The sequence below is a fragment of the Longispora fulva genome, from assembly GCF_015751905.1.
Classification (GTDB): domain Bacteria; phylum Actinomycetota; class Actinomycetes; order Mycobacteriales; family Micromonosporaceae; genus Longispora; species Longispora fulva.
On sequence record NZ_JADOUF010000001.1, the window covers coordinates 5,038,284 to 5,051,599 of the forward strand.

The 13,316-nt window shown below is 65.8% G+C and carries 11 protein-coding genes, 1 other RNA gene and 1 pseudogene; 6 read left to right on the plus strand and 7 right to left on the minus strand.

Going from position 1 to position 13,316, the window contains the following annotated elements; translation table 11 throughout:
* Positions 1 to 84 precede the first annotated feature (84 nt).
* Positions 85 to 1,619: pseudogene (locus tag IW245_RS22475) on the minus strand (ISL3 family transposase).
* Positions 1,620 to 1,756: 137 nt separating this feature from the next.
* Between IW245_RS22475 and IW245_RS22480 the strand changes: the two are divergent.
* Positions 1,757 to 2,674, plus strand: a complete 918-nt coding sequence (locus IW245_RS22480) for a transposase (RefSeq protein WP_197005153.1) — start codon at positions 1,757 to 1,759, stop codon at positions 2,672 to 2,674.
* 100 nt (positions 2,675 to 2,774) lie between these two features.
* Positions 2,775 to 3,488, plus strand: a complete 714-nt coding sequence (locus IW245_RS22485) for a transposase (protein WP_197008951.1) — start codon at positions 2,775 to 2,777, stop codon at positions 3,486 to 3,488.
* Between the two features lie 296 nt (positions 3,489 to 3,784).
* Here the strand turns inward: IW245_RS22485 and IW245_RS22490 are convergent, their stop codons facing one another.
* Positions 3,785 to 5,371, minus strand: coding sequence for a sensor histidine kinase (locus tag IW245_RS22490; protein ID WP_197005154.1), 1,587 nt, complete (start codon positions 5,369 to 5,371; stop codon positions 3,785 to 3,787).
* A gap of 1,081 nt (positions 5,372 to 6,452) precedes the next feature.
* On the opposite strand from IW245_RS22490, the gene IW245_RS22495 reads away from it, so the two are divergent.
* A complete protein-coding gene (locus IW245_RS22495; RefSeq protein ID WP_267920138.1) occupies positions 6,453 to 6,644 on the plus strand; it encodes a UTRA domain-containing protein in 192 nt (63 codons plus the stop codon).
* Between the two features lie 15 nt (positions 6,645 to 6,659).
* Positions 6,660 to 7,448 (plus strand): protein phosphatase 2C domain-containing protein, encoded by a 789-nt coding sequence (locus IW245_RS22500; protein WP_197005155.1) that lies wholly within the window; start codon positions 6,660 to 6,662, stop codon positions 7,446 to 7,448.
* Between the two features lie 15 nt (positions 7,449 to 7,463).
* Here IW245_RS22500 and IW245_RS22505 read toward each other — a convergent pair whose 3' ends face one another.
* The 3 genes from IW245_RS22505 to rnpB all read right to left on the minus strand — a co-directional run bounded on the left by IW245_RS22505 (position 7,464) and on the right by rnpB (position 9,513).
* Positions 7,464 to 7,724 (minus strand): hypothetical protein, encoded by a 261-nt coding sequence (locus IW245_RS22505; RefSeq protein WP_197005156.1) that lies wholly within the window; start codon positions 7,722 to 7,724, stop codon positions 7,464 to 7,466.
* A 68-nt stretch (positions 7,725 to 7,792) separates the two neighbouring features.
* Entirely contained in the window at positions 7,793 to 8,026 is a 234-nt protein-coding gene (locus IW245_RS22510) for a hypothetical protein (RefSeq protein WP_197005157.1), read from the minus strand.
* A gap of 1,102 nt (positions 8,027 to 9,128) precedes the next feature.
* Positions 9,129 to 9,513, minus strand: an RNA gene (rnpB, locus tag IW245_RS22515) — RNase P RNA component class A.
* Positions 9,514 to 9,539: 26 nt separating this feature from the next.
* Here rnpB and IW245_RS22520 point away from each other — a divergent pair.
* Positions 9,540 to 10,418, plus strand: coding sequence for a hypothetical protein (locus IW245_RS22520; protein ID WP_197005158.1), 879 nt, complete (start codon positions 9,540 to 9,542; stop codon positions 10,416 to 10,418).
* The gene (locus tag IW245_RS22525; RefSeq protein ID WP_197005159.1) at positions 10,415 to 11,125 is read left to right on the plus strand and encodes a sulfite exporter TauE/SafE family protein; all 711 of its coding nucleotides are present in this window, start codon (positions 10,415 to 10,417) and stop codon (positions 11,123 to 11,125) included. The genes IW245_RS22520 and IW245_RS22525 overlap by 4 nt, the downstream gene beginning before the upstream one ends.
* A gap of 306 nt (positions 11,126 to 11,431) precedes the next feature.
* Here IW245_RS22525 and mctP read toward each other — a convergent pair whose 3' ends face one another.
* Both mctP and IW245_RS22535 read right to left on the minus strand, forming a co-directional pair.
* Positions 11,432 to 13,069, minus strand: a complete 1,638-nt coding sequence (mctP, locus tag IW245_RS22530; protein ID WP_197005160.1) for a monocarboxylate uptake permease MctP — start codon at positions 13,067 to 13,069, stop codon at positions 11,432 to 11,434.
* Positions 13,066 to 13,281 (minus strand): DUF3311 domain-containing protein, encoded by a 216-nt coding sequence (locus tag IW245_RS22535; RefSeq protein WP_197008633.1) that lies wholly within the window; start codon positions 13,279 to 13,281, stop codon positions 13,066 to 13,068. Before IW245_RS22535 ends, mctP begins: the two co-directional genes overlap by 4 nt.
* Positions 13,282 to 13,316: the final 35 nt, after the last annotated feature.

Here is a 13,316-nt window from a genome sequence, read left to right on the forward strand (position 1 = left end):
ACAACGTGCGGCCGGACACCTGGAGATCCACCCATATTCCTACAGGCCCCTCTGTCTGACTTTCGGTGGTGACGGTGTGTGAGGTCAGCCGAGCAGTATCCGATGGCGGAGTAAGGCGAAGCCAGCGCGTCCGTGCATTTGTCGCATGATCCGTTTCGTTTTCGTGTTCACGCCTTCTGTTCCTCCATTGTGGAATGCGAGGGTAACGGCGGCCTGGACGGCATCGCGGTCGAAGTCCAGGCCGCGGGTGAAGGCGTGCAGGTGTGGCATGCCGGCGGTGCGGGCTCGGATGATCCAGTCGTCGAGGAGGTCGGCGTTGCCTGCTGCTGGGGTGAGCAGGACTGCGAAGGAGCGGACCAGTCCGGCCAGGACGGTCATCTCGGGGCAGGCGGTGGTGAGCTCGTAGCAGAGACGTTGCTGGTCGTTGCTGAGCGTGGTGGGTCGGGTGAGGATCATGCTGGTCAGCCGGCGGGGTGAGACCGCGAGGCGGTCGGCTTCGACGCGGCCGTCGGTGATGTAGCGGTAGAGCAGATTCTGGCTGCCTGCATAGCCCAGCGCCCGGATCTCGGCCAGCAGTCGCAGGACCGGGACGGCCGGGTCGGCGTCCCGGCGTCGGCGCAGGTGATCGCGGTACGGGTCGACGAGAGTGGGCCGGTAGGCGGGCACCCGGACCAGGCGCTCGGGCTGGGAAGCGCGTGCGTACTTCTTGACGGTGTTGATCGCGATCCCGAGACGACGTCCACATTCCAGCAGCCCCACGCCATTGCCGAGCAGGTGGTGGACCTGCTGCCAGCGTTGGCGGGCGGTGACCGCCCTTCTGCTGTCCTCTCGCGGCGGCGGGCCGGACTTGCCCCAGCAGGAGCTGTGCGCGGTGACCTCCTTCAGCACCGCCTGGCCGACGTTGGACCAAATGTGCCACCTGTCCCCAACCTGCACCGCGTCGGGAATCACCCAGCGGACGGCCTCTGCGTAGGCGGCCGATCCATCCCGGGTCACGACCTCGACTCCGGGATGCTCGCGTAGCCACGACTCCAGCACCTCAACCCTGCGGCCCGGCAGAACATCGACGCGCTGGCGAGTCTCGACGTCGATCAGCACGGTGGCGTACCGGCACCGGCGCTTCAAGGCGAAATCATCCACCCCGAGCACCCGCGGAACCGGCCGCCGCGGCAGCGGCAGCCCCAGCAGCACCCGCAGGGCGGCGTGCCGGGACACCCGCACCGCCAACGCGGACAACACCCGCACCCCGGCCCGGCCAGCCAACTCCCGCACCACCACACCAATCTGCCTGGTCAGACGGGCAGTACGGCGCTGATACCGCTCCAGCACCCCAGGAAGCTGCTCCCGGAACGTCTGCCGGCAACCCCGCGTCGGACACACCAGCCGGCGCACCCGGACCCGGACCACCACCCGCCGCCCGTCCACCGGCACGTCCGCGACCGTCCGCACGTGATAGCCATGCACCCGCTCCGACAACGCCCCACACCCCGGACACGCCACCGTCTGATGTGGAGTCCAAGCCAGCACCAGGATCCGCGCGCCCTCGTCGATCACGTCCTCGATCACCAGCGGAGCCAGTCCCGAAACACCGTGGCCACAAGCTCGTCGACTTCCCTCATGCAGGGTCAACGACGACGATCACTACCCGTCACCACCGGAATGACGCTGTTGGCGATCTTGGCCTGTTCGTCCCGTATCGCGCCTGGCGTGAGGTTCGTTGGGTGTGGTGAGGCGGCCCGCGTCGGAGGTGGTGGCGATGTCGATGGGCCGTGTTTCGGGTGGGGCGATTCCGGCGGTGACGGCGCGGGTTGCTTGGGCGGCGTGTCCGAAGGGGACGCCGGCGATGTGGGTCCGGGATAAGCTTCAGGAGTTGTTCGTGGACTCCGATTTCGCCGATTGGTTCGGTGGTGATGGGCGTCATGGTGTGTCGCCGGCACGGTTGGCGTTGGTGTCGGTGTTGCAGTATGCGGAGAACCTTCCCGACCGCCAGGCCGCGCGGGCGGTGGCGTGCCGCATCGACTGGAAATACGCACTCGGTATGGACCTCGATGAGCCCGGGTTTGATCATTCGGTGCTCAGCGAGTTCCGTGACCGGCTGGCTGAGGGCGACCGCGCTGATCGGCTGCTGCAGATGATGGTCGATCGGCTGGCCACCGCGGGCTTGGTCAAGCGGCGTGGTCGGATGCGCACCGATTCCACCCACGTGCTGGCGGCGGTCCGCAAACTCAGCCGGGTCGAGCTCGTGGCAGAGACGTTGCGGACCGCGTTGGAGGCCCTCGTCCGGGTCGATGAGGTCTGGTTGTTAGGGGTGATCACGCCCGAGTGGGGACAGCGGTATGGCCGTCCGATCCGCTACGAACACCAACCCAAGGGCCAGACGGGGGTGTCTGACTACCTTCTGCAGGTCGGCGGCGACGGCATGGCGCTGCTACAGGCCGTCTACCATTCCAGCGCCCCGGCATGGGTTCAAGCGGTCGCCGAAGTTGAGCTTGCGGCAGGTCTGGGTCCAGCAGTACTGGCACGACGCCGGACAACTGCGCTGGCGGGAGACCAAGATCTCCAGGGCACGGCGCAGCCGCAACGACACACCCCGACGGGCCAAAGGGCCCGAGGTCGCAGACGACGAGCCCGCACGGGTCCCCTGGTCGAGTTCGGAGATCGTCACTCCACATGACACTGACGCCCGGTTCAGTCACAAGGCCGGGAAGATCGCCTGGATCGGATACAAGGACCACCAGACCGAGACCTGCGACGACGACGCCGTCAACGTTATCGTGCACGTTCTCACCACCCCCGCTCCCGAACAGGATGTCGAGGCGGTCAGTCCGATTCACGCCGCACTGGCCGCCGGGCAGATCATGCCAGCAGAGCACCTACTCGACAGCGGATACGTCACCCCGTACATCATCCACCAGGCCGCCACCGAACACGGGATCACGATCGTCGGGCCGGTCCGCCTGGACCCGCGGGCCGCCGACCGCCCCCGATTCGCCAAGGAAGACTTCCATATCAACTGGGAGGATCAGACCGTCACCTGCCCAAAGGGCGTGACCAGTCCGCCCTGGAAACCAACCGTCACCGACCGCAAAGCCGGCATCTCTGTCCTGTTCAGACGCGGTGACTGCAGGGCCTGCGACGTCCGCCTGCAATGCACCGGCAACATCGACGACAAGGGCCGACACCTCCTGCTGCTTCCTCGACCCCAGCAGGAAATCCAGACCCGTGTCCGCGCCCAGCAACAGACCCCCGAATGGCAGCGCCGATACGATCTGCGCGCCGGCGCGGAATCCACCGTCTCGGAGACCACCCGCGCCCACGGACTACGCCACTGCCGCTACCGCGGCCTGGCCAAAACCCACGTCCAACACGTCCTCATCGCCGCCGGCACCAACATCTGCCGCCTGGCCGCCCACGACCCGGCCCACCCACACCACCGACCACCCAGCCACCTGAAACGACTCTGCAAGACCCTGACAACCACCATCTGACCCGACAAGATCGCCAACAGCGTCCCGGAATCGCGACAGAGCCGACTTTGAGACAGTCCCCCGTGCCGGGCTTACCCCGCAGTGGTCGCGACGCGCAGGGGCCGGAATCCGGTGTCGTCGAGTTGCGCAAGCTCGTGCTCGATGTCGACGGTGCCCAGCCGAAGAAGTTGACGTTCTCGCTGTGGGCCGGGGAGATGTGCGTGAGGACCTGGTCCGGCTGCGCCGTCGACACCTTCCGCCGGTCCGAGTTGAGGTTCGAGCCGCACCGCGCCGAATACCGTTTCATTCGGGAGCCACTAGATGGCAGATTCCGGCAAGTCATCGATGGGCGTCATTGTCGATTTTTCGATTGTAGGAGTATCGGGACTGGGAGCGACTACGGTTTGACCTAGGCCGGTTGCGCCTTGGAGAAGGGTGGGAGCCGGAAGGGTCACGAGGGCTACGACGCCTGGACGATTCGAGTTGGCGGCTTTGAGTTCAACCTTGATTCCATGCTTGGCGGCTAAGAGTGATATCACTTTCGTGCCCATATAACGGGTGTTGATGATATCCAACCCAGGCGTCGGGGGATGAGCTAGGCGGTCGTTGATCAACGCGATCTTTTGGCCGATCATCCCAATTCCGCGATCCTCAACGATCAACTGGACGGCCGATCCGACACGGCGGGCCTCGACGACAGCAGCCATATCGGGTGGCGAGAACGCGGTGGCGTTGTCCAAGAGTTCGGCCAGCAGTCGTACGAGATCGTGGACGACTAAGGGCGCTATCTCGATGCCAGCCTCAATACGTCCGAAGTTCACCTTCGTATAGAGTTCGATCTCTGACTGGGCGGCACGAATCACATCGGCCAGCGGAGCAGCTTTGGAACTTTGAAATAGGGATTCCTCTCCAGCAAGAACTAGCAGGTTCTCGTCGTTGCGGCGCATGCGTGTGGCAAGGTGATCAAGGTGGAACAGCTCGGCAAGCCGGTCGGGATCCTGTTCGTTCTTTTCCATCTGGTCAAGGCTTCCGATTAGCCTATCCACCAGGATTTGAGAACGCCGCGCCAGGTTCACGAACTGCAAGCGACTTTGTTCGCTGAATATCCCGATCTGTCGACTCGATGAGGTGACGTCCAGCAACCGGTCGCGAAGCAGCGCCAGATGATCTTTGACTTGCTCCCGGTTATAGCCGCGCAGCGCGGCGTCGAACACCGGAACCGGCGGCGGCTCCTCGACTGAGGCGGCGTTGTGCTGTCGAAGGACCTCGCGCATGTGGTCCAACTCGGCTCGTACCTCATCGCGCTGCTGGATCAAGGACACGAGTTCTCGATCGATGTCGTCGCGGAGGCGCTGCTGGCGGAGCCCGGCGGAGTGGGCAACTTCCTGACTCTCAATGATCGCCGAGTGTGCGTCCGCAACAGCGGACTCGGCTGCGGCGCGAATCTCGGCCGCCTCCCGGTGGGCAGTATCGCGAATTCGGCCAGCCTCAAGCTCTGCTTCCAGCTTCGTACCTTCAGGATCGGCTGCCGCCCGTAGTCGTTGCGCCTCTGCCAATAGGCGGGCGGCCTCGGCGCGGGCTCCAGCGAGGATCTCCTCGACCGCCTCAGCGGCTTCCGAGGGCCCACCGCGACGTCGCTCTTCTCGCAGGGCAGCGCGGTGCAGGACGCGGAACTCGTCCGGGCTGCCTTCGAGTGCCTCGACGATCAGCTCGAGCTTTCCCCAGCTTGGTACTCGAGGACCCTTGAAGATCAGATGCACTGTGGAATAGACGATGGCATTTGAGGTGCGACGAGCGATCTCCCGGATCGCTGGTTCACCGGCGTCGAACCGGAGGTCGTGAAGGCGATCGAACAGCTCAGTGATCGGGCCAGGAGGTGTGGGCGACCGCTTGATCACTGACATGTTCTCTCCTCGAGTCACTGCTGTGCGCCCGCTGTGTCTGATTCTGAGCGATGGCGTGCAGAAAAATCGGGCGGTTGTCAGCAACCTGTCCAACAGCGAGCTATCTGGACGATGTCGCGTCCGGCCGCGTTATCACCGGATCGCGCCCGGTTGATGCTCGAACCGGCAGCATTACTGATGCCGCCGCAACCTGGACGCCGACTGGCCGCAGTCGACACATGCGGAAGGACAAACAATCCGTGCGAGGCCTGACCGAACTGCTTCCCCTGGTCGAAGCCGTACTCAATGCCCTGGCCGCCGCTGCGACCCTCGCCGCGGCCGGCGGCGTACTTCTTGAGCGCCGCCGACGCCGGCGCCCTGAACTGCCCGGCCGCGTCAGTCCGCACCGGCCGCGGACCACTCTCAGCTCAACGCGACGCAAACATAAGGCCGCCTCGAAGAAGCCGAACAGGCCGGAGTGACCGCCGGTAGGCGACGACGTGTGTCGCGATGCCCGTCGAGTCGAGGAGAGTAGCCCAGCCAAGATCCACGATTCTGGCGAAATCATCCTGAGGTCAGGGCAGCTCGACTCACCCTGGCCCTGGTCGAACCATCAGCGTCCGCGAAATTGTGGATGTTACCGCTATTCGCCGGCGAATGCCGCATCTCAGGACGAACCAGTTCCTCGCCATTCAGCGCGACCTGCCGCTGATGCGCTACCTGGCTCGCGAGGTTCTGGCCAGCAGCAGGCCACTAGCCACGCGAGACGCAGGCGGGGCCAGCTACTCGATCAAGGATCGGTACCTGCGGACTTCGGGCAACGTCTCGCTCGAGCCGACAGGTGCGTGGTCATCGCGTGGTCACCTAGAGTCGCGGACGCCTACTGGAATCTGGCGCGACCACCTGGAATCTAGACCGACATGTCCGCTCACTGCGATGCCTCAAGGCGCGGAAACCACCCCGAGTAATGTGGACAGAATAGAATCTAACTCAGCGTTATAGAAGATTTGACCTGCGGATAAAAAGTCCACTGCTCTGCCATTGAGCTCGCAGCCCCGGCGGCGGGTTCGCGAGACTCCAAGACGCAGGTCCGCTAGACCGAATTCGTGAGGAATGGTCCGTGCGGATGCCGACCGGCCCGGAGTCGGTTGCTCTCAACCTTCCGCCGGGTACGCCTGTCGTAGACCTCACGCGCACGACGTACGACACCGAAGGCAGGGCTGTCGAGGTCATGCTCGCCATCCTCGCTGGCGACATGGTGACGTTCGCGTACGAGTTCCCCATTCCCGACTAGGCCGGAGCACTCTCGATGTTGGACGCAGTCACCGCTACAGAGCCGGCACCCGGCGGAGCGAACGACGACTTCCTTATGGTCACGGGTCGTTGGGCGCTCGTCCTCGATGGGGTGTCGAAGTACCCCGTCGCGGATATCGGCTGCCGGCACGACGTGCCCTGGTATGTCGCACACCTCGGGGCCTACTTCAGCGCCAGCTTGGCGACCTCCGCACCAGATCGGCCGCTAGACGCGGTACTCGCCGAAGCGATTCGGCGAACTGCCGCAGATCACGCGGACGAGTGCGATCTCTCCAACCCGTTCACACCAGCCGCCACGGTCGCTGCCGTACGGGTCACCGGCGACCGGCTCGACTGGCTCGTCTTAGGAGACGCAACCGTCGCTTGGCAGCTCAAGGACGGCACGTCAGAAGCCATCACAGATGACCGGCTAGACAAGCTCACCGGTGGCCCAGTGATCGTCGCCGACGTGCGCCGCTATGACCCGTCCTACGTGATCACGGTTCGCAACCAGCCCGGCGGGTTCTGGGTCGCAGCAGCAGACCCCGACGTGGCGGCACAGGCTTACACCGGTTCACTCGCGCTCGACCAGGTCGACAGAGTTGGACTGTACTCAGACGGCATCACACGATTGGTCGAGCGCTACGGCCACACATGGACCGACCTCTTCGAGCTCGTAAACGCTGAAGGACCCCGCGCCCTGATCCACGCGGTACGAGCCGCAGAGAAGGCCGACAGCGACCCGGGCCGTTGGCGAGGCAAGCCGCACGACGACGCGACTGCCGTGATCGCAAGGGTGCTCTGAGGCTACGGCGTTCCGTCAGGGGCCGAGTAGGTCGCGGATGCGCTCGGCCACCTGGCCGGCAAGCTTCTCATGGAGCGCGTAGACCGGCTCAGTAGATCCGGCGAACCAGTCAAGACTGACTGTCATCGGCGTGCCGATGAGTGCAGTTCCCACGGCCTCGCCCAGAGGGACGCCCAGACCGCCGACCGTCGCGAGAGTTTCACCGACGACCTCGACGATGATGCGCTGGTCGTGTTCGTAGTTGTACTCGAATCCGGACACGATCAGGCACAGCATGCCACCGGGCAGCAGAGTGCCCTCAGGTGCTAGCCAGATCTCTCCGAACTGCGGACGCCTAACCGAGGTCACCGGCCAGCCCGCATCGCAGCGGCGATCCGAGCGTTACGCGCGTCGCGTTCAGGGGTCAACAGCCCCGCAGCATCCAGGGTGACCCGGTCGGCACGGATGCGCCGCTGAAGATCAGCCTTCGCTATCAGCCGGTCAACCCACGCGGACATGTCCACGCCGTCCTCAGCCGCACGCTGCCGCAGGATCTCGGCGGACGCCAGCGACAGCGTCACCTTCGTCTTCTCTGCCATACCACCGAGTGTAAGGCCGGCAGTGGTATGAGGGAAGGGCGATCACTCCCGTCCGTCGGTTGGTGAAGACGAAGCCGCCCCCAAAGCCAGCAACCCCCGGCGCTCGTTGATCTTGACCTGACGAAACTTTCCCTACGAGATCAAGGGCGGCGTCCCGCCGCCGCGCCGCCCCCGGGCGGCACGGCCCCGCTTGCACCTTCGGCACCGCGTGGCCGACCGCCCGGACGGCGCACGACGAAGCCCCCCTGACCTGTCGTGAGTTGTCACGGCAGATCAGGGGGGCTTGCTGGTTGGCGAGGTGTCGCTGTCTCTTCAAAACCGAGTGGGGTGGTCCCTCGCGTGCCCGCTCCGACGGCGTCCCGACCATCGAGGGCAACGCACGCATCGGGGAGGTCAACCGTTGTGGTGGCGGTCCCGGCATGCTCGCCGCTGGATGCAGGCCGTAGGTCTACGAACGGTGAGTCGGCGAGAACGACTGCTCGCCAAATGCCTGCCGGTCGCATGGAGTCAATCGAAGAGGGCATCTCTGGCCTGTGGAAAGCAGACAGCATCTAGGCCGTCAGATGATGTCCAATAGCAACCGGCAACACATACGGGCGCGCATACTAAGCCTCATGGGCGCTCATACGAAGGGCGACTCGCATCCGCTTGGACCGTACGGACGGGCAAAGCGGCTGATGGTGCGGGGCCTACTGACCCTCGTTGTCGGGCTGGCTTTCACTCTCATCTTCACGAACCCGACGATCAATCCGTCCAACAGTCAGCCATGGACATTCCTGGCCAGCCTGAGTTCGTTGGTCATGATCGCAGGGCTCGCAATGGTGGCAATTGGCGGCTTGCGCGCACTCTTCAATCTCGGCGGACCTAGACAGCCATGAACGGTCCCGCAGGCATCCCGTGAATCGCTTTTGATTTTTTCTCCGTGCCCTCGGCTCACGATTCCGCCAAAGTCGATCTCTGGGGGGGGTCTGTGGGGGGCCGTACCGCTCCCCGGGGGGCCACAGGGGGTCAAACGTCGCCCAGCAACGCCCAATGTCGACCATGAATACCGTGAATACAGCCAGCTCACAGCCTTGATCCAAGGCTGTGAGCTGGGAGGCGACGGACGAGTCGGCCTGTACGCCGGGTTCTGTAGCCCGGGACCGAAGTCCCGCCTGGCGGCCATCCATCTACGCCCACCGTCGCCGATGGGCTCTAGCGGTCTACCCGCGAGCTCGGGCGGGCAGCCCTCAAACGCTCACGCAGGCCCGAGGGCCCTTTTGACCTTGCTCCGGGTGGGGTTTACCTAGCCGCCCCAGTCACCTGGGGCGCTGGTGGGCTCTTACCCCACCGTTTCACCCTTACCCCGACCGAGGCCGGGGCGGTCTGTTCTCTGTGGCACTGTCCCGCGGGTCACCCCGGGTTGCCGTTAACAACCACCCTGCCCTGTGGAGCCCGGACGTTCCTCGGGTGCCCCGAAAGGCACACGCGACCGCCCGGCCGACTCGTCCGCCGTACCCCTAGCCTAGTGGATATGAAGATCCCCCTGCCGAGCAGCGCCGACGTCGGCCAGATCGAGGCGTGGGTCACGTCGCGGCCGCTCAGGGACCTGGTCCGGGCGTTCGGTGGCGCCTGGCCGACCGGTTCCCTGGCGAAGATCCTCTCCGACCTCGACGTCTTCTCCCAGGGCGTGTGGGACTTCCGCGCCGGCCAGGAGCGCCACCTGGCCCGCGTGAAGGACTTCGACCCAAACATGACGAACCTGATCATGGCGTCCTGCCGGGCACTCGGTCTGGTGGACGAGGAAGCCCCGAAGAACCAGACCTACACGCATTTTCTGGTACTGGGGGGTCTGATCCGGGCATGCATTCAGCGTCCGGAGTACGCGGCACGCCTGAGCACCCAGGTGACCACCGGCGACGTCACCGCCCTCGGCAGTTTCCGGCCGCTCACCGACGTCGAGAGGTCCCTCGCGACCAGGCTGGGGCTCGGCGAGCCGGTGACGGAGTTCGACGCGATGGACGCCGGGATGCGCCTCGCCTTCGGGCTGGGCGAACCCGTTGAGGTCACGGAGCATGTCCACCGCTACACCAGCGAGACCGGTCCGGCCAGTTACACCGTCGTCGCCGCCCCCTCCAGCGTCCCCGGCCGGCGCGCCAACACCGCAGACACCTACCGCTACTGGGCCGAGAACTACTCCCCCACCGGCGACCTCCTCCTCGTCACCTCCACCGCCTACGTCCCTCTCCAACACTGCGACGCCCTGCGAATCCTGGGCCTGGAGTACGGCTGCGGCATCGACACCGTCGGACTCGCGCCCACCGCACTCCCGTTCACCCCGGCCAACTACCTCCAGGAAGTCCGCTCGGCGATCCGCTCGATGCGCGCCCTGCACGCGGTCCTGACCTCGTGAACGTCCCGCTCCTGCTCACAGCGGGCCTGGCCGCCGGCGCGGTGAACGCCATCGCCGGCGGCGGTTCACTGATCACGTTCCCGGCGCTGATCGCCGCCGGGCTCCCTCCGGTCACCGCGAACGTGTCGAATTCGATCGCGGCCACCGGCGGGTACATCGCCAGCGTGGCTGGAAGCTGGAAGGACCTGGACCGCTCCCGGGCGCTGCGGCTGATCCCGACCGCCCTGGCGGGTGCCGCGACCGGCTGCGCGATCCTGCTCAACACCCCGGAGAGTGCCTTCGAGGCCGTGGTGCCGTTTCTGGTGTTGGCGGCGAGCCTGGCTCTGCTGGTACCCAGAAAAGAGGCGAGAGAGACGCACCCGGCGGTCGTGCATCTCACGGTCTTCGCGCTGTCCACCTACGCCGGGTACTTCGGCGCGGCCGTCGGCGTCATGCTCCTCGCCGGCCTGTCGCTCACGCTCGCCGACAAGCTGACCAGGATCAATGCCCTGAAGAACGTCATCTCCGCCTCGACGGGCCTGACGACGGCCGTCATCTTCGGGGTGTTCGCGCATGTGCACTGGGGCGCGGTGGCGCTCCTGCTGCCTGCGACGGTGATCGGCGGCTACCTGGGCGCGCGGCTGGCCCGCAGGGTCCCCGCGAAAGTCCTCCGTGCCTTCGTCGTCGTCTTCGGCGTCGCGATCGCCGCCTGGCTGTTCATCCGCTGACCCGCGCCAGGTTAAGCGGCTGGCCGCTACTCGGTGGCCCAGCCCATGGTCAGCGGATGGCCGCTCCCCGGCGCCATGGCTCGCGGTCAGCTGTTGGCCGCCTGTGGCTGATCAGGGCCACGATCGCCGGCTGACCAACTTCGCCGCTGAGCGGCTCAGCCCGCACCGCCTCGGAGGAATCGCGGGTTGGCAGGCAGGATGACCGGCTCCGGATAGCCGGTCACGGAGCGGCGGGACCTGCCGCTCCGTGACCGTGCCGCCAGGGCGGCAGTTCCGCTGATCGCAAGGAACCCACCACCCCATAGTTCACGCGCGCCGCGTGGTGCCCTCCCCGTTGATCAGGGCCGTCAGCGCGTCGGGCTTGGAGTCCTCCACCGCCGGCCTCGGGTCCCCCTCGTTCGAGGTGTAGTCCGTCGGGTGCGTGTGGTCGATGCCGTTCGGGGTGCCCAGCGCCCGGAACAGCATCGTCGCCAGCACGACGACGAGCAGGTTGGCGGCGACGGCGACGAGGCCGACGTACACCGTCATCTTTGTGTCGAAGCCGAACTTCTCCAGCGGGAACGCCGAGCCGCCGAAGTGCAACTTCTTCGTCGCGGCGTTCGGGATCTGGTACAGCATCCACAGGCCGAAGCCCAGGCCCACGGCCCAGCCGGCGATCAGCGCGTACCGGTGCAACCACCGGGTGTAGAGGCCCAGCGCCACGGCCGGCAGCGTCTGCAGGATGATCACGCCGCCAATGAGCTGCAGGTCGATGGAGAACTGCGGGTCGAGGAGCAGGATGCACAGCACCGCGCCGACCTTGACGACCAGGGACGTCACCTTGCTGACTGTGGCCTCCTGGCGGGGCGTGGCCGCCGGGTGCAGGTACTCCTTGTAGATGTTGCGGGTGAACAGGTTCGCCGCGGCGATCGACATGATCGCGGCCGGGACCAACGCGCCGATGCCGATCGCGGCGAACGCGATGCCGACGAACCAGTCGGGGAACATCTTGTCGAACAGCTGCGGGACGATCGTGTTCGTGTCGGTGCCGATCGGGGTGACCTTCGCGGCGACGGCCATGAAGCCCAGCAGCGCGATGAGGCCGAGGAGCAGGCTGTATGCGGGCAGGGCTGACATGTTGCGTTTGATGACGTCGCGGTTGCGGCTGGCCAGGACGCCGGTCACCGAGTGCGGGTAGAGGAACAGGGCCAGGGCCGAGCCGAACGCCAAAGTGACGTACTGGAGCTGGTTGTTCGAGTTCAGCAGGATGCCGTCGTTGGGGTTGGCCGTCTTGGCGTACTTGGCCTGCGCGGCGTCGAAGATCGTGCCCCAGCCGCCGAGCTTGTAGGGGATGTAGATGACGGCCACGATGATGACCAGGTAGATCAGGGTGTCCTTGACGAACGCGATCAGCGCCGGGGCACGCAGGCCCGACTTGTAGGTGTAGGCGGCCAGGATCGCGAAGGCGATGATGATCGGCAGGTGGCCCTTGACGCCCATCGACTTCAGGACGGCCTCGATGCCGACGAGCTGGAGCGCGATGTAGGGCATGGTGGCGACGATGCCGGTGACCGCGACGACCAGGGCCAGCGCCGGGGAGCCGAACCGGCCGCGCACGAAGTCGGCGGGGGTGACGTAGCCGTGCCGGTGCGAGACCGACCACAGGCGGATCAGGACCAGGAAGACCAGGGGATAGACCACGACGGTGTACGGGACCGCGAAGAACCCCATCGCGCCGGCCCCGAACACCAGGGCCGGTACCGCCACGAACGTGTAGGCGGTGTACAGGTCGCCGCCGATCAGGAACCAGCTCACCCAGGAGCCGAAGCTACGTCCGCCCAGGCCCCACTCGTCGAGGTGTTCCATGGTCTGGGGGCGACGCCACCGGGACGCGACGAAGCCCATGCCGCTGACCAGCAGGAAGAGGACAGCGAAGATGATCAGTTGTGTCCACTTGTATGTCATGACCTCTTACCCATCCGGTACACCAACGTCGTGCCCGAGACGCCCACAATGATGAAGGCGAGCTGCAGCCAGTAGAACCGGGGAAAACCAAGAAGGCGCGGCGAGTCCGCGTTGTAGACGAAAGTCAGCAGTGGGAGAACGATCGGGACCAGCAGCAGCCAGTTCCAGGGACTTCGATCGGTGCGCCGGGGCGCGGGGTCGGGGGCGGGCATCCTGGCTCCTCGGGTGACCTGGATCATGTGCCCGC